Raw genomic sequence first — 15,467 nt, forward strand, 5'->3', positions numbered from 1 at the left:
TCAGCACTTGACTTCGCGTGCGGCGTCGAGGAGGTCCGGGTCGATCGAGGACGAGCTCGCGCCGGGGGCCAGGTTCTTGAGCGACCGGAGCACTGCCTCGGCGTCGGCGCCGGGTCGCAATGATTCACCGAACGCCTGCCCGAGGACCAGATCGACGGTGTCGTCGGTGCGCGGATCCTCGATCAGCTCGGCGCAGGGCGCGATCAACTGCACCGACGCGGCCGCGGGCCGACCGTTCACACCGAACCGGATCTGACCGGTGCAGGTGAGGTCGCCGCTGACATAGACCGGATCGTTACCGACCTGTGTCCCCGGCGCGCCGGCGAAGCCGAGGTCGGCCAGTGCCGCGCCGATGTTGCCCGCCTGGCCGCTCTTGCCGTTGGCGTTGAACACCCGCACCCGCGACTCCGACAGGGCCGCCGGGTCGACCTCGGCGAGTCGCGTCGGACCCACCCGGGTACCCAGTGCCGCGGGCTGCGGCGCGTTGGTGGCCGTCGGCGTGCTCGGCGCGTTGCACGCCATCGGTTCGTTGCTGTCGTCACGGGTTCGGAACGCCGTGATCCAGACGAACAGGCTCACCAGAGCCAGCACGAGGACGAGCGCGAGCCAGAGCTCGGGCCGCCGCCGCGGAAAGGGTTTGCCGTCGCGATCTGTCGCGCTGCCTTCGGTGATCAGTGAAACCACGCGCTCACTCTACGAGTCCCGCGGCGGTGCGCGAGTCGGGGAGGTCTCGGCGAGTTTCCCGGCAGGTGACGATTCGTCGTCGGTTTCGGCTCGGCGCGGGTTTGATTGCGACTTTCGTCCATCGGTCCGCTATTGTCTGGCCGCCCAGATCGAATATTTACCGGTGAAACGGTGGTCGGTCGCGGGAACAACAAGGGCATGTCCTGCGTTTACCGAACGCTGTCGGAGTAGATCGCTGGTCGATCGAACCTGATAGACGACCGGTGCACGTGTGAGGTGCACCACCGGCGGGGCGGTACGAACGCCGGAACCCTGCGGGGTTACGGCAATCGACTGATCCGGGATATACGGAGTAAGGACTGAGGGGAAGACGACATGGCAACCGACTATGACGCACCGCGGCGCACCGAATCCGACGAGGTGTCGGAGGATTCGCTCGAGGAGCTGAAGGCCCGCCGCAACGAGGCGCAGTCCGCCGTCGTGGACATCGACGAATCCGATACAGCGGAATCGTTCGAGCTTCCCGGCGCGGACTTGTCCGACGAGGTACTCAGCGTTCGGGTGGTCCCGAAGCAGGCGGACGAGTTCACCTGCTCGAGCTGTTTCCTCGTGCATCACCGCAGCCGACTGGCCACCGAGAAGGGTGGACAGCTCATCTGCATGGATTGCGCGCTCTAGCGGCAGGCGAGTGCGTGGCACCGTGCGGTCGATCGACCGGCATGGGCGACGCAGACTGATCCGTAGGGATCAGCGAGGAAGGGTCAGCCCGCGCTCGGGAGTCCGAGCGCGGCCAAGACCCGGTCCGGCCTACGCGTACTGACCAACCAGTACGGCGTGGGGTCGTCCGGGTCGTCCAGCACCAGCAATGCCATCGGGCCGATCCAGGCCCGGTGCTGCACATAGGCGGCGGGGTCGAGTTGTCGGCCCAGCGCCGCACTCTTGGCCGTCGGCGCGACGGCCGCGGCGCGCGCGACGAAGCTCACCGGTAGGTGGGCGCGGTCGACGCGCAGTTCCGCCGTACCATCGTCGGCCACGGTGACATCCAGGCGATGCCTGCTCATCCACAACAGAATCCAGACCGGGACCGGCGCCAGCAACACGTACGGCAGCCAGGCCCGCAGACCCGGCGCGCCCATATGGATCTCGGCCGCGAGCAGGCCCGCGATCGCGAAGCCGACCGGCCACCACCACAGCGGCACCCACAGGCGCTCGGAGTAGGGCGACGGACCCTGCGCGCTCGGCGCGCCGTGGTCGGTGTCTGTGGTCGCGGTCGTCGGGGAATGGGGCTGGTCGGGCACCCCTCAACACTAGGTCACCGCACCAGGGCTGCGACGAGAAGGTCCGGCCTCGACCGCGTAGTCTCGACCGATGTGAACGCACTTGCACCGATTCCGCTGCGGCGGCTCGATCCCGGCATCCCTGTGCCGACGCGTGCCCATCCGGGTGACGCGGGCGTCGACCTCTGTACCACCGAGGATGTGATCATCGAACCGGGCGAGCGGGTGCTGGTCGGTACCGGGATCGCGATCGCGTTGCCGATGGGCACGGTCGGCTTGATCCACCCCCGGTCCGGCTTGGCGGCGAAGGCCGGTCTGTCGGTGGTCAACACGCCCGGCACGGTCGACGCGGGTTACCGCGGTGAGATCAAGGTGTGCCTGATCAACCACGACCCACGCACCGCCATCGAGCTGCGTCGCGGCGACCGCATCGCGCAGTTGCTGGTGCAGCGGGTCGAGTTGGTCGACTTCGCCGAGGTCGACGATCTCGACGACACCGCCCGTGGCACCGGCGGGTACGGGTCGAGCGGCGGGCATGCCAGCCTGGCCGACAAGGAGGCGTGATGGGTCTGTTCGGAAAGAAGAAGCGCGCGCGTGACGACGCCGCCGACGACTATGTCGACTACGACGACGTCGAGTACGACGAGGCGGACTACGACTTGGACGCGGACTCCGACGAGTACGACACCGACGAGTTCCAGCGCCCCGACTTCGCGCGCCTGGACTTCGACGACGCTCCGACCGATGAGCGCATCTACGGCAATTTCGACCATGCCCCCGATGCCGCCGCGGGCCCCTACGACATCAGCGAGGTCTCCGACGAGGCCATCTCGCGTCGCCTCGATCTCGGCTCGGTGCTCATCCCGGTGCCCCAGGGCGGGCAGTTGCAGGTGGAGATGAGTCCCGACGGCACCCCGCAGGCGGTGCACCTGGCCACCGAGCACGGCAGGCTCACGGTCGCCGCCTACGCCGCGCCCAAGTCGGCGGGTCAGTGGCGCACGGTCGCCGCGGATCTGGCGGAGTCGCTGCGCGGTGACGGCGCGAGCGTGGCTGTCGAGAAGGGCCCGTGGGGCCGCGAGGTCAAGGCGATCACCGAGGGCGCCGATCTGCGTTTCATCGGTGTCGACGGTCCTCGCTGGATGATCCGGCTGGTCGCCGCCGGCCCCAAGGGCGCCGTCGACGACCGCAGCCCGCTGATCACCGCTGCCCGCGCGGTCCTGGCCGACGCCGTGGTCCGCCGCGGCACCGACCCCCTGCCCGTGCGCGACCCGCTCCCGGTGGTCCTGCCTCAGGAACTGGCCGAACAGCTGGCCGCCGCCCATCAGCAGCAGGTCCAGGCCCAGCAGGACGCGCTCGAGGCCCAGGCGGCCGCCGCGGCCGCTCCGCCGCCCTCGGCCCTCCCGCCGAAACTGCCGGACGAGCCGCGTCGAGGCGCGGACGGTTCGGCCATGCAGCAACTCGGCCTGAACTAGGCGTGGCTCCGCCGCCTCTCCGCGACTTTCGCCGGTCGTGGGGAGGCGGTTCGGCGGGTGACCCGAGCCTGCGGTTCGGGGCGGGTGTGGTGTCGGGGGTATCCGAACGAGTTACCCGTGTATTCGCGAAATCAGTTGTCCTGCAAGGCTGTTCGTTGCGTGAGTGTCGCTGGTAGCAGCGCGCTCAACTCTGCGAACCCGGTGTGCCCGAGGATCGCCGGGTCGGCGCCCAGCTCGGCGAGTGTCACCCGGTGCAGTCGGGCTGACGGCAATGTTGCCGCCCATTCCTCAGCGACGGCGATCGGGTGGACCGGGTCGTCGCCGGCGCCGACGACGGCGACCGGCACGTCGTTGCCCGCCAAGTCGTCCAGCGACGGCCACGCGTACGCGGCGGCCTCGTCCAGCGCGGCGGGCAGATGCGGCCACTGCCCGCGCCAGGACTGGGTCAGTGCGTCGGCCAGCCAGGCTGGACTCGAGGCGCGCATCCGCTCCAGCACCGCCTCCAGGCCGTCGGCTCGCAGTTGCTCGGCGGTAACCGCGGCGCTCAATGCGGCTGGGCACGCGGCGGTTTCGGCACCCGTCCAGGCGGGTAATGCTGTGATGACACCGACTACCGCGGTACGGTGCTCGGCTGCCCAGTCGAGTGCGATCGCGGCGCCGAGGGAGATGCCCGCGGCCAGGACCGGACCGCGCGCCGCGGCAGCGTCCAAAGCCGCGGTACAGCTCCCGATCACGGCCTGCGGGTCCGGTTCGACGGCGTGGAAGGCGAGTCCGTACGCGAGGGCGGCAGGCCCGAACGCGCGGGCCGCGAAATCGGCGTCGGAGCCGGTCCCCGGCAGGGCGACCACGGTGACCTGGGGTGGGGTGCGCAACACCGACCGAGCGTAGCGGCCGGGCGTTTGCCCATCTACAGTGGCGGTGTACGGCCAACTAGCGGGAGAAGCGTGACATGTCGTCATCCACGGGCGGACACAAGTCGGGATCGGGTCCGGACTCGGGATATTTTCGCCGACTCGGTCGTCGTCTCACCGCCGATATCGACCAGCTCGACGCCGAGGAATTGGCTGAGACGGCCGATGCGTCCGGTGCCCGGCGGGCCAAGGATTGCTGTCGTGGCGAAGAGGCGACGATTCTGGGCAGACTCCGCAGTGTCGAGGCGTGTCCCAAGGCGGCCGGTGCCACCGTGCAGGCCGAGTTCTTCGACGGCACCGACGCCATCACCCTGGTGTGGATCGGGCGCAGGCGCATTCCCGGTATCGAACCGGGCAGGCGCATTCTGGTCCGTGGTCGCGTCGGCGACCGCGACGGCCGCAAAGTGATCTTCAACCCCTACTACGAATTGCGCGGGAACAGCTGACGTATGCCCTCCAGCGACGAGTACCGCACTGCCGCGGACCCCGAAGCCACCGTGGCGTTGCCCGTGGTCACCGATGAACAGGTGGACCCGGAGATCGACACCGAGGTCGACAAGGCCGAACAAACCTTGCTCGAGCAGCTCGGCGGTTTCAGCGGCCTGATCTATTCCACCCTCCCCGTTCTGGTTTTCGTCCCGGTGAACACCTTCGCGGGCCTCACCGTGGCCATCTGGGCCGCTCTCGGCGTCGCCGCCGCCATCCTGATCTGGCGACTGGTGCAGCGCAGCCCCATCCAGCCTGCCGTCTCCGGCTTCCTCGGCGTCGGCCTGTGCGCGCTCATCGCCCAGCGAGTGGGGGAGGCCAAGGGCTTCTTCCTGTTCGGCATCTACACCAGCCTGGTGTACGCGGGCGTGTTCGCGGTGTCGATCCTGCTGCGCAGGCCGCTGGTCGGGGTGATCTGGGGCGCGCTCAACGGGCACGGTCACCGCTGGCGGACCGACAAGCGCATCCGCAAGCTCTACGACCTGGCCACCGCGGTCTGGGTGGTCGTGTTCGGCGCCCGCTACCTGGTGCAGTCGCAGCTCTACGACACCGACCACACCACCTGGCTGGCCGTGGCGCGGATCGGCATGGGCTGGCCGCTCACCGCGGTCGCCCTGGTGGTCACCGTGTGGGCGGTGCGCCGCGCCGGGCACCTGCCCGCCGAGAAAGCCGACAAGCCCGGCGCCGGAACGGAATCCGTGCCCGCGTAAGGGTGGTCAGCGCGCCGCCGGAGGTGGGGAAGTACCCACCCTGGGGTATCTGGTCGCGACCGGCTGTTCGTCGCACGATCAATGCGTAGGAAAAACGCGATGATCGTGAGAGGACCGGCGACCATGATGGCAACCGAGCACCGAAATGAGCGACCGGCCACCGCAGCACGCCGCGACGCCGCCAAGACCCCGGCGCCCGTGCTGTCGGAGAGCAAGCGCCTCGGCGCCGAACTCGACGCGCTGATCGGCCCGGCCGCCGCCGGTGATCGCGACGCCGTCGCCGAGATCCTGAGCCTGGTGCACCCGGTGGTCCGCCGGTACTGCTCGGCCCGGATGGGCACCACCGGGCATCTCACCGTCACCGCCGACGATGTCACCCAGGAAGTCCTGATCGCCACTGTCACCGCCATCCCGCGCTACCGCGATCAAGGCAAGTCGTTCCTGGCCTTCGTCTACGGCATCGCCGCCAACAAGGTCTCCGACGCGTTCCGTCGCGGCAAGCACACTGCCTACCCCACGGCCGAGCTGCCCGACAGCGCCAGTACTTCGGCGGGTCCGGAGGAGTGGGTGCTGGCCTACGAGCGCCGCGCCGCCACCCTCGAACTGATGAAGGTGCTCGCGCCGAATCACCGAGAGGTGCTGCACATGCGCATCGTGCTCGGCTGGAGCGCGGCCCAGACCGCCGAGGCCATCGGCACCAGCCCGGGCGTGGTCCGGGTGATGCAGCACCGCGCGCTCAACAAGCTGCGCGCGGAACTGAAAGTGGCGTAGGGGCTTACGGCCGCACGCCGTGCGTCGCCAGTGTGAGTCGCAGATCCTCTTCGGCCTCCACCGAGGTGACGAACAACAGTTCGTCGTCACCCTCGAACGGATCGTCGGGTTGCGGCACGATGACCCGGCCACCGCGCAGGATCGTCACCAGCGCGGTATCGCGCGGCATCTTCAAGGTCCGCACCGGCTTGCCTGCCAGCTGGGTGTCGGCGGGCAGGGTGATCTCGACCAGGTTGGCCTGCCCTTGCCGCAGCGTCATCAGCCGCACCAGATCACCCACCGATACGGCCTCCTCGACCAGCGAGGCGAGCAGCCGCGGCGTCGACACCGCCACGTCGACGCCCCACGACTCGTTGAACAGCCATTCGTTGCGCGGATCGTTGACTCGCGCCACCACCCGGCGCACCCCGAACTCGGTCTTGGCGAGCAGGGCGTGCACCAGATTCGCCTTGTCGTCGCCGGTGGCCGCGATCACCACCTCGTAGGTCTCGAGATCGGCGTTCTCCAGCAGCGACAGCTCGCAGGCGTCGGCGTGCACCCAGACGGCGTCGGGAATGGCGGCGGGATCGATGTGGTCGAGCTGGCGTTCGAGCAGCATCACGCGGTGTCCGCCGCGTAGGAGTTCCCTGGCGATCGAGCGCCCGACCGCGCCCGCTCCGGCGATGGCGACCTTCATGTGTTCAGTCCTCGCTCAGGGGGGCCTTGGCGGCCAGGGCGATCGCCTCGCCGACTGTGCCGGACGTGGCCGCGACATAGACGACGTCGTCGGCCTGGACGATCGTCTTGGATTCGGGCAGCAGGCCCTGGCCGAAGCGCAGGATGAACGCCACCCGCACCTGCAGGTCGCGTTCCAGATCGCGCACCGTGCGACCGGACCAGTCCTCGTGCAGGGTCAGCTGGGTCACCGCGACCGCGCCGGTGGGATCGCGCCAGGTGGTGGTCGAGTTGTCACCGATGAGGGTGCGCAGGAACCGGTCGGTGGTCCACGGCACGGTGGCGATGGTCGGGATGCCGAGTCGTTCGTACACCTCGGCGCGCTTGGCGTCGTAGATGCGAGCGACGACACGTTCGACGCCGAACATCTCTCTGGCCACTCGCGCCGAGATGATGTTGGAGTTGTCACCGGAGCTCACCGCGGCGAAGGCGTCGGCGCGCTCGATCCCCGCGCGGGTCAGCACCTCACGGTCGAAGCCGACGCCGATCACCTCCTGCCCGGTGAAGCCCTCACCGAGGCGGCGGAAGGCGGTGGGATCCCGGTCGATGACCGTGACCTCGTGACCCACCCGGGTCAGCGCACGCGCCAGTGACGAGCCGACACGCCCGCACCCCATGATCACTACGTACACCGTGCACCCTCGTTCCTTGCCTACCCGTGGCGTCCGGCAAGGACCGTACCCGCCGGATGCTCCCATCGCCCATTTTCCCCGCGCCGACGCGGGGCAAACAATCCGGACATCGCCGTGACGCCGGTGAACGTGCGCGCGAAGGTGCTGGTGAACTCCTCTATGCTCAGCCCGGTGTCCAAGTTGACGACGGCAGCCAAGCGTGTGCTGCTGGGCAGGCCGTTCCGTAGCGATTCGCTCGGCCACACGTTGTTGCCCAAGCGTATCGCTCTTCCGGTCTTCGCCTCCGACGCGATGTCGTCGGTCGCCTATGCCCCGGAGGAAATCTTCCTGGTGCTGTCGGCGGCGGGCATCTCGGCCTACGTGTACGCGCCGTGGGTCGGTCTTGCCGTAGCCCTGGTGATGGCGGTGGTCGTTGCCAGCTACCGGCAGAACGTGCACGCCTACCCTTCCGGTGGCGGCGACTACGAGGTCGCGACGAAGAACATCGGGCCCAATGCCGGTTTGACGGTCGGCAGCGCGCTACTGGTCGATTATGTGCTCACCGTGGCGGTGTCGATTTCGTCGGCCGCGTCCAATATCGGGTCGGCGATCCCGTTCGTCGCCACGCACAAGGTGTTGTTCGCGGTCGTGGCGATCGCGATCCTCACCGCGATCAACCTGCGTGGCATCCGCGAATCGGGGACCGCCTTCGCGATTCCCACCTACGCGTTCATCTTCGGCATGTTCGCGATGCTGGCCTGGGGCCTGTTCCGTACCTACGTGCTCGGCGACGACATCCAGGCCGAGTCCGCCGGTTTCGGACTCAACGCCGAAGACGAGCACCTCTACGGCTTGGCCTTCGCGTTCCTGATCGCGCGCGCCTTCTCCTCCGGTTGTGCGGCGCTGACCGGTGTCGAGGCCATCAGCAACGGTGTGCCCGCGTTCCGTAAACCCAAGTCGCGCAATGCCGCGACCACCTTGCTGCTGCTGGGTTCCATCGCGATCGTGCTGCTGATGGGTATCATCATCCTGGCCCAGAAGATCCGCGTCGTGTACGCGCACGACCCCGCGCACCTGGTCGGCGCGCCCGCCGATTATCACCAGAAGACCCTGATCGCGCAGATCGCCGAAGCGGTGTTCCACGGCTTCCCGATCGGGTTCTTCTTCATCACCATCGTCACCGCCCTGATCCTGGTGCTGGCCGCCAACACCGCGTTCAACGGTTTCCCCGTGCTCGGTTCGATCCTGGCCCAGGACCGCTACCTGCCCCGTCAGCTGCACACCCGCGGCGACCGGCTCGCGTTCTCCAACGGCATCCTGTTCCTCTCGGGTGCCGCGATCGCGTTCGTGGTGTTCTTCGGCGCCGAGGTGACCAAGCTGATCCAGCTCTACATCGTGGGTGTGTTCGTCTCGTTCGTGCTGAGCCAGACCGGCATGCTGCGGCACTGGACGCGCCTGCTGCGTACCGAGACCGACCCGGCGCAGCGCAGGCAGATGATGCGTTCCCGGGTGATCAACGCGATCGGTCTGACCGCGACGGGCGCCGTGCTGATGATCGTGCTGGTCACCAAGTTCTTCGCCGGCGCCTGGATCGCGATCCTGACGATGGTGGCGATCTTCGTCGTGATGAAGCTCATCCACAAGCACTACGACTCGGTCTCGCGCGAACTCGACGAATCCGACTGGGACGGTGTGCTGCCCAGCCGCACCCACTCGCTGGTCCTGGTCTCCAAGCTGCATCTGCCCACGCGCCGCGCGCTGGCCTTCGCGCGCGCCACCCGCCCGGACACGCTGGAAGCGGTGACGGTCAACGTCGACGACGCCGACACCCGCAAGCTGGTGCGCGAATGGGAGAACAGCGAGATCAACGTGCCGTTGAAGGTGATCGAATCGCCCTATCGCGAGATCACCAAGCCGGTGCTCGAGTACGTCAAGCGGGTGCGCAAGGACGCCCCGCGCGACGTGGTCACCGTCTTCATTCCCGAATACGTGGTCGGCCACTGGTGGGAGCAAGTGCTGCACAACCAGTCCGCGCTGCGGTTGAAGGGCAGGTTGCTGTTCGAGCCCGGTGTGATGGTGACGAGCGTGCCGTGGCAGCTCAGTTCCTCCACCAGGGCCAAGCAGGCAGCCGATGTGAACGCACCGGGTTCGGTGCGCCGAGGTTTCGAACGACCAGGACGTCGCGAATGAGCGGCGCGCCGGTCGAGGGTGAGAGTGGGTGTGGCCGTGAGTGATTGGAGCGGACAAGAATTCGAGGTGCGCCTCGGTGCGCCCGGGCACGGTGGGTTCATCGTCGGACGCCACGAGGGCCGGGTCGTGTTCGTGCGACACGGGCTGCCCGGTGAGCTGGTGCGGGCGCGGGTGACCGAGGATCGCGGCGGTTCGTTCTGCCGGGCCGACGCGGTCGAGATCATCGAGGCGTCCCCGGACCGGGTGCCCGCGACCTGTCCGGTGTCCGGGCCGGGCGGTGCGGGGTGCTGTGACTTCTCCTTCGCGACGCCCGCGGCGCAGCGCGCGCTCAAGGCCACGGTGGTGGAAGAGCAGTTGCGCCGGTTGGCCAAGATCGAGCGTGAGGTGACGGTCGAGCCGATCGCCGGTGATTCGGGTGAGGTCACCGGTGGTTGGCGCACGCGGGTGCGGTTGGTCGTGGACGGCGCGGGGCACGCCGGTGTGCACCGTCACCGCAGCACCGAGGTGATCGCGGATCTGCGCTGCCCGCAGCCTGTCGCCGGTGCGCTCGACGGCGTCGCGGACCGGTTGTGGACGCCGGGGGCGGATCTGGTCGTCGCGCTCGACGGTGACGGTGTTCGTCATATCGTGGAACTGGCCGAGACTCCTGCTTCCGGTCCCGCCGGTCGCCCGGAGACACCGCGTGGCGCGAGCCGCGGTCGTGGCCAGCGGCCGGGGCGTCGTCGTGAGTCGGCGCCGCCGACGGGTGACGAGCGTGGGGCGATCCGGGACCGGGCGGCTTCGCGGAAGTCGGCGATGAACGCGCCTCGTGAGGAGTGTGTGGTCGAGGGTTCGGGTCGCGTCGTCGAGTATGTGGCGGGGCGTCGCTGGGAGTTGTCGGCGACCGGGTTCTGGCAGGCGCATCGCGGTGCGGCGCAATGTTATTCGGACCTGATCGCCGAGTGGTCGGGGCTCGCTCCCGGCGGTTCGGGGTGGGATCTCTACGCCGGTGTGGGCGTGTTCGCTGCCCGCTTGGCCGAGCAGGTGGGGCAGACCGGGGCGGTGACCGGTGTCGAATCCGCTCGTTCGGCGGTTGTCGACGGAGTGGCGGCGCTGGGGGATCTGCCCTGGCTGGAATTGCGTAGTGAGCGGGTCGAGCCGTGGGCTCGAAGTGCTTCCGGTAGGCCCGATGTCGTGGTGCTCGATCCGCCGCGGGCGGGGGCGGGCAAGGATGTCGTCGCCGCTGTCGCCGATGCCGATCCGCGCCGGATCGTTCATATCGGTTGCGACCCGGCGGCTTTCGCTCGTGATCTGGGGTTGTACCTGGATGCCGGCTATCACCTGGCGGAGCTGCGGGCCTTCGACGCCTTCCCGGCGACGCACCATGTCGAATGTGTCGCGCTGCTCGACCGCTGAGTGTTCGGTGATCCCGGACGATTCCGCCGATAGAAAGAGAGAGTTCGCGCTACATTGTCTCAATGGTGGACGTGAACGACGCACGCCGGTTCGTTGTCATCGGGGGTGGGCTGGCCGGGCTGGCCGCCGCCGTATGGCTGGCGGAAGCCGGTGAACAGGTGACCCTGCTGGAGCGGCGAGGTCGGCTCGGCGGCCGCACGCAGGCGATGCGGGTCGCCGAGGTGGACGACCTCGCCGACAACGGCCAGCACGTGGTGGCCAGCGGATACCGGAGCCTGTGGCGGTATCTGGAGAGCGTGGGCACGCGGCACCACGTGGAATTCCCCGGCGCGGGGAGCCTGCGCTGGCCGGGTGGTCGCGCAGTCATGTTGCACACCAAGGGTTTCGCGGCCGTGCGCACACTGATGGGTGCGCATCCCGACGCGGGACCGCTGGAGCGGCTGCGTGCGCTGCGTTCCGCGCTCACCTTGGTGCGCCAAGCGCTGTGGCAGCCTGCCTACCTCGCCGACATCACCACCGACGAGTGGTTCCGGCGGCTGGCGATGCCGCCGAAAGCGCGCGAGGCCCTGTGGGATTGGCTCGCGCTCGGCATCGCCGCGGAACCGGTGGACAGGGAGTCGGCGAAGGTGTTCGCCGATGTGCTGGCCACCGGGGTCCGGATCGGGATGCGGACGCGCACAGGCGTGACGATCGGCTACCCCACCGTGGATCTGGACACCCTCTACATCGCCGGTGCCGAGAAGGTTTTCGAACGCCACGGGGTCGACGTGCGCTACCGGGCGGTGGCCCGCAAGGTCGTCATCGTCGACGGCAAGGCGACCGGGGTGCAGCTGGCGGACGGCTCGGTCGTCGACGCCGACGCGGTGATCTGCGCGGTTCCGAACACCAATATCGGCGGGCTCCTCGACGACCTGCCCGAACACGCCGAAATCTACGCTGCCGCAGACAAACTGGGGTTCACCCCGATCGTGAGCACGAACCTGTATCTGGACCGGCCGCTGAAAACCAAGTCGGCCATGGAGGCGCTGATCGGCGGCACCGGAGTGATCGATCAGGTCTTCGACCGGCAGCGCATGCATCAGCGCGCGCCTGATGGCACCTGGCTGTACTGCCTGACGACCAGCGGCGCCTACGAGCAGATCCACAAGAGCAACAGCGAGATCGTCGCCGAGCAAATGGATCTCATCCGCCGCTATTACCCGGAAGCCGCCGACGCTCAGGTCGTCACCGGTCATGTGGTGAAGATGCCGAAGGCGACCTTCTCCCAGGTTCTCGGCACCGACAACCTGCGCCCCGACCAGCGCACCTCGGTCCCGAACCTGATGCTGGCCGGCGATTGGACCCGCACGGACTGGTGCGCCACGATGGAAAGCGCCGTCCAGAGTGCCGAACGCGCCGTCGAAGCGCTGCTCGCGCAGCCGGAGTGGACCGGCCGCGCTAGTCGAGGGCCCAGGTGACGCGGACGCTTGCGCCGACTTCGGTTTCGCCGGGGACCACGGGAACCGGGGAGCCGGCCCGGGCCATCAGCATGGGGGAGGAGTCCATTTCCGCGCTGATGTCGTAGGCCCGGGACGTCGGCGGCGAGGTGTCCTCGGTGATCTGGAGGACGGCGCCCAGGCTCACCCCGGCGCGGGTCGCGTACTGCTCGGCTTTCGCCTTCGCGTCGTCGTAGGCCGCGTCGCGGGCTTGCTCGAGCAGGGGGGCCGGGTCGGCGACGCCCCGGGTGAGGCCGCCGAGGCGGACGTCGTCGCCGCCCGCGTTCACCGCGGCGGCGACCGTTTCGGCGGGGTCGATGCCGGTGCCTTCGCGCAGCGACACACTGAGGCCGGTGGAGGCCAGGTATCCGGCGATCTCGTTGCGCCCGTTGTCGGTGTAGGCGGTTTCGGTGCGCACGCTCAGGCCGCTGGTGGCCATGTCCGCGTCACTCACCCCGGCGGTTCGCAGTGCCGCGACGACCGCGCTCACCCGGTCACCGGCACGCCCGTAGGCCCCGGCGACGGTGTCGGCGCGCGATTCCACCGACAACGTCAACCGGATCAGATCGGGGACCGCGCGCACCACGCCGCGCCCGAAGGTGGTCGTGCTCGCCTGCCAGGACTTCTTGCTCACCGCGGTACTCCTGTCGGTCGAAGGCTGCTGTGCTGCTCAACGTCTCGCGTGAGGACCGAGTTCCGCCGGGCGGTCAGTAATTCTCGGCGTTGCCCGAGATGGTTCGGACAGTGGCTTCCATCTGTGCGTACGCCCCGGCCGCGAGCCGTTGCAGCAGGGCGAGTTTCAGTTGCGGGTGCTGCTCGGCGAGCTCGTCGAACACGGCCGCGCTCATCACCGCCACCCGCAGCCCGGTCTCGGCGACGATGTCGTTGACGAAATTCTCGCCGGTCAACATCGGGATCTCGCCGAACGACATCCCCGACGACAACGTCACCAACCGGTGCACCCGCCCGTCGGTACCGGCGAAGGTGGCCCGCACCCGCCCGGCGAGAATCAGATACAGCCCGGACCGTGGCTCGCCGCGCTCGGCGATCACCTCGCCGCGGGCGAAGGTGCGGGCGACGAAATCCGCGCACAGCCGGTCCCGGTCGGCGGGGGCGAGTCCCACCAGCAGCGGATGCTCGTCGAGGTCGATCGACGCGGCGGCCCGCGTTCCCGGCGGCCGATGCCGGTCGAGCACGATGTCCTCACACCATTCGGTCGCGGTGTCGCGATCGACGAACACCCGCCCGCGCGGATCGTCCGGATCCAGACTCGACACCTCGTGACCGAGCTTGGCATCGGGATCGACCAGCGCCACCCGGCTGCCCCGGCGCACCAGCTCGGCCTGCAACTGCTCGACCATCCCGCGAGCCACCTGACTCACCTCACCGACCCGGCGCAGGTCGATCACCAGCGCGTCGAGCTCGTCGGCGTTGCCTTCGATCGCCCGCACCGCCCGTTCGGCACCGGCGAACAACAGATCGCCGTGCAGCTCGTAGACCCGCGCACGGTCACCATGGGCGGCCAGCACCTCGGCGTCCTCGGGGGTGCGGCGCAGTCGCGACGGCAGCTGCGCGACCGAGTAGTCGGCGCGGATCGCGGTGCGCGCCGATCGGGTCACGTGACAGAAGTGCAGTTCGAGCCGCCGCGACAGCTCCCGGCACGCCGCCACCCCGCGCACACTGTTGCCCTGCCCGTCCAGCCTCGGTGAATACACCGAGATCCCGAGCTGACCGGGCAGCACCGCGATGATCCCGCCGCCGACCCCGCTCTTGGCGGGCAGCCCGACCGTGGTCACCCAGTCACCGGCGGCGTTGTACATGCCGCAGGTGGTCATCACACTGAGCACCCGTTCGGTGAGCGAGGTCGACAGCGCCCGTTCACGAGTCTTCGGATTGACTCCGTTGTCGGCCAGGGTCGCCGCCATCACGGCCAGATCGGTGCAGGTGATCTCGATCGAGCACTGCCGGAAGTACCGGTCGACCACGTCGTCCGGATCGACGTCGATGATGCCGACCGAGCGCAACATGTACCCGATCGCCCGATTGCGGTACCCCGTGCGGGCTTCGGATTCGTAGACCGCCTCGTTCATCGTCAACTCGCGTCCGGCGAAGCGGGAGTAGCAGCGACGGACCCGCTCGAACTTGTCGGCGGCGTCGCGGCCGTCGATCAGCGAGGCCGCGGTGATGGCCCCGGAGTTGATCATCGGGTTGCTCGGGCGCTGAGTGTCGGGTTCGAGGCTGATCTCGTTGAACGGTTCACCCGACGGCTCCACGTCGATGTGCTCGGCCACCCCGTCGAGTCCGCGATCGGCCAGCGCCAGCGCGTAGGTGAACGGCTTGGAGATGGACTGGATGGTGAACCCGATGCCGGTGTCGCCGACCTGGTAGACGAGCCCGTCGGCGGTCGCCAGGCACAGTCCGAACGAATCCGGTGCGACGGCGGCGAGCTCGGGGATGTAGTCGGCGGGTGCGCCGGAGGTGTCGTCGCGACAGACCGCGTACACCTCGTCGAGCATGCCCGCCACCACACCCGGGTCGATCGTGCGCGTCGCGCCGTGCGGTCGAGTCACAGCGTCACTGTAGGTCGCAGCGCTGGTGGCCCGGTCCTGGACGCGCGGGGGAGATTGTCCTCACAGCCCAGAACTCGGTGAGGTAAGCCTTGGTCGAAGACGATTTCCGCCCGCGCGTCCTGTTCACCGGGCCTGCGGCGGTATCGTCGTCGCGACCGTAGCGCTCGCCGTGCCCGTGCTGGGAAGGGCCCGCGAGCCTGT

At 68.8% G+C, this 15,467-nt stretch carries 16 protein-coding genes; 9 read left to right on the forward strand and 7 right to left on the reverse strand.

What is annotated here, in order from left to right; all coding sequences use genetic code 11:
- Entirely contained in the window at positions 1-684 is a 684-nt protein-coding gene (cei, locus tag ACFQ9R_RS03465) for an envelope integrity protein Cei (RefSeq protein WP_378626688.1), read from the reverse strand.
- 375 nt (positions 685-1,059) lie between these two features.
- Here cei and ACFQ9R_RS03470 point away from each other — a divergent pair, with 375 nt between their 5' ends.
- Positions 1,060-1,362: a DUF4193 domain-containing protein gene (locus ACFQ9R_RS03470; protein ID WP_056811237.1), complete on the forward strand. Its 303-nt coding sequence runs from the start codon at positions 1,060-1,062 to the stop codon at positions 1,360-1,362.
- An 83-nt stretch (positions 1,363-1,445) separates the two neighbouring features.
- Here the strand turns inward: ACFQ9R_RS03470 and ACFQ9R_RS03475 are convergent, their stop codons facing one another.
- Positions 1,446-1,982: a DUF3093 domain-containing protein gene (locus tag ACFQ9R_RS03475; RefSeq protein ID WP_378988640.1), complete on the reverse strand. Its 537-nt coding sequence runs from the start codon at positions 1,980-1,982 to the stop codon at positions 1,446-1,448.
- Between the two features lie 72 nt (positions 1,983-2,054).
- On the opposite strand from ACFQ9R_RS03475, the gene dut reads away from it, so the two are divergent.
- Positions 2,055-2,525, forward strand: a complete 471-nt coding sequence (gene dut / locus ACFQ9R_RS03480) for a dUTP diphosphatase (protein WP_358063315.1) — start codon at positions 2,055-2,057, stop codon at positions 2,523-2,525.
- On the forward strand, positions 2,525-3,433 hold the full coding sequence (locus ACFQ9R_RS03485) for a DUF3710 domain-containing protein (protein WP_378988642.1): 909 nt from the start codon (positions 2,525-2,527) through the stop codon (positions 3,431-3,433). The genes dut and ACFQ9R_RS03485 overlap by 1 nt, the downstream gene beginning before the upstream one ends.
- 131 nt (positions 3,434-3,564) lie before the next feature.
- Here ACFQ9R_RS03485 and ACFQ9R_RS03490 read toward each other — a convergent pair whose 3' ends face one another.
- Positions 3,565-4,308: an alpha/beta fold hydrolase gene (locus ACFQ9R_RS03490; RefSeq protein WP_378988644.1), complete on the reverse strand. Its 744-nt coding sequence runs from the start codon at positions 4,306-4,308 to the stop codon at positions 3,565-3,567.
- A 74-nt stretch (positions 4,309-4,382) separates the two neighbouring features.
- On the opposite strand from ACFQ9R_RS03490, the gene ACFQ9R_RS03495 reads away from it, so the two are divergent.
- The 3 genes from ACFQ9R_RS03495 to ACFQ9R_RS03505 all read left to right on the forward strand — a co-directional run bounded on the left by ACFQ9R_RS03495 (position 4,383) and on the right by ACFQ9R_RS03505 (position 6,311).
- Complete coding sequence (locus ACFQ9R_RS03495; protein ID WP_067458744.1) at positions 4,383-4,790, forward strand: OB-fold nucleic acid binding domain-containing protein; 408 nt, start codon at positions 4,383-4,385, stop codon at positions 4,788-4,790.
- 3 nt (positions 4,791-4,793) lie between these two features.
- The gene (locus ACFQ9R_RS03500; RefSeq protein WP_378988646.1) at positions 4,794-5,540 is read left to right on the forward strand and encodes a DUF3159 domain-containing protein; all 747 of its coding nucleotides are present in this window, start codon (positions 4,794-4,796) and stop codon (positions 5,538-5,540) included.
- Positions 5,541-5,639: 99 nt separating this feature from the next.
- Entirely contained in the window at positions 5,640-6,311 is a 672-nt protein-coding gene (locus ACFQ9R_RS03505) for a sigma-70 family RNA polymerase sigma factor (RefSeq protein ID WP_378988648.1), read from the forward strand.
- A 4-nt stretch (positions 6,312-6,315) separates the two neighbouring features.
- On the opposite strand, the gene ACFQ9R_RS03510 is transcribed toward ACFQ9R_RS03505, so the two are convergent.
- Positions 6,316-6,987: a TrkA family potassium uptake protein gene (locus tag ACFQ9R_RS03510; protein WP_067458738.1), complete on the reverse strand. Its 672-nt coding sequence runs from the start codon at positions 6,985-6,987 to the stop codon at positions 6,316-6,318.
- A gap of 4 nt (positions 6,988-6,991) precedes the next feature.
- Complete coding sequence (locus tag ACFQ9R_RS03515) at positions 6,992-7,657, reverse strand: TrkA family potassium uptake protein (protein ID WP_056811222.1); 666 nt, start codon at positions 7,655-7,657, stop codon at positions 6,992-6,994.
- 171 nt (positions 7,658-7,828) lie between these two features.
- Between ACFQ9R_RS03515 and ACFQ9R_RS03520 the strand changes: the two genes are divergently transcribed.
- The 3 genes from ACFQ9R_RS03520 to hpnE all read left to right on the forward strand — a co-directional run bounded on the left by ACFQ9R_RS03520 (position 7,829) and on the right by hpnE (position 12,678).
- A complete protein-coding gene (locus ACFQ9R_RS03520) occupies positions 7,829-9,826 on the forward strand; it encodes an APC family permease (RefSeq protein WP_378988650.1) in 1,998 nt (665 codons plus the stop codon).
- A 36-nt stretch (positions 9,827-9,862) separates the two neighbouring features.
- Complete coding sequence (locus ACFQ9R_RS03525; protein WP_378988652.1) at positions 9,863-11,221, forward strand: class I SAM-dependent RNA methyltransferase; 1,359 nt, start codon at positions 9,863-9,865, stop codon at positions 11,219-11,221.
- Between the two features lie 62 nt (positions 11,222-11,283).
- Complete coding sequence (gene hpnE / locus ACFQ9R_RS03530; protein ID WP_378988654.1) at positions 11,284-12,678, forward strand: hydroxysqualene dehydroxylase HpnE; 1,395 nt, start codon at positions 11,284-11,286, stop codon at positions 12,676-12,678.
- On the opposite strand, the gene ACFQ9R_RS03535 is transcribed toward hpnE, so the two are convergent.
- Together ACFQ9R_RS03535 and glsA are read right to left on the reverse strand one after the other, a co-directional pair.
- On the reverse strand, positions 12,659-13,330 hold the full coding sequence (locus ACFQ9R_RS03535; protein WP_378988656.1) for an SIMPL domain-containing protein: 672 nt from the start codon (positions 13,328-13,330) through the stop codon (positions 12,659-12,661). The two genes, hpnE and ACFQ9R_RS03535, sit on opposite strands and share 20 nt — an antisense overlap.
- 73 nt (positions 13,331-13,403) lie before the next feature.
- On the reverse strand, positions 13,404-15,212 hold the full coding sequence (glsA, locus tag ACFQ9R_RS03540) for a glutaminase A (RefSeq protein ID WP_378989123.1): 1,809 nt from the start codon (positions 15,210-15,212) through the stop codon (positions 13,404-13,406).
- Positions 15,213-15,467: the final 255 nt, after the last annotated feature.

Source organism: Nocardia sp. NPDC056541 (assembly GCF_042794235.1).
Taxonomy (GTDB): domain Bacteria; phylum Actinomycetota; class Actinomycetes; order Mycobacteriales; family Mycobacteriaceae; genus Nocardia.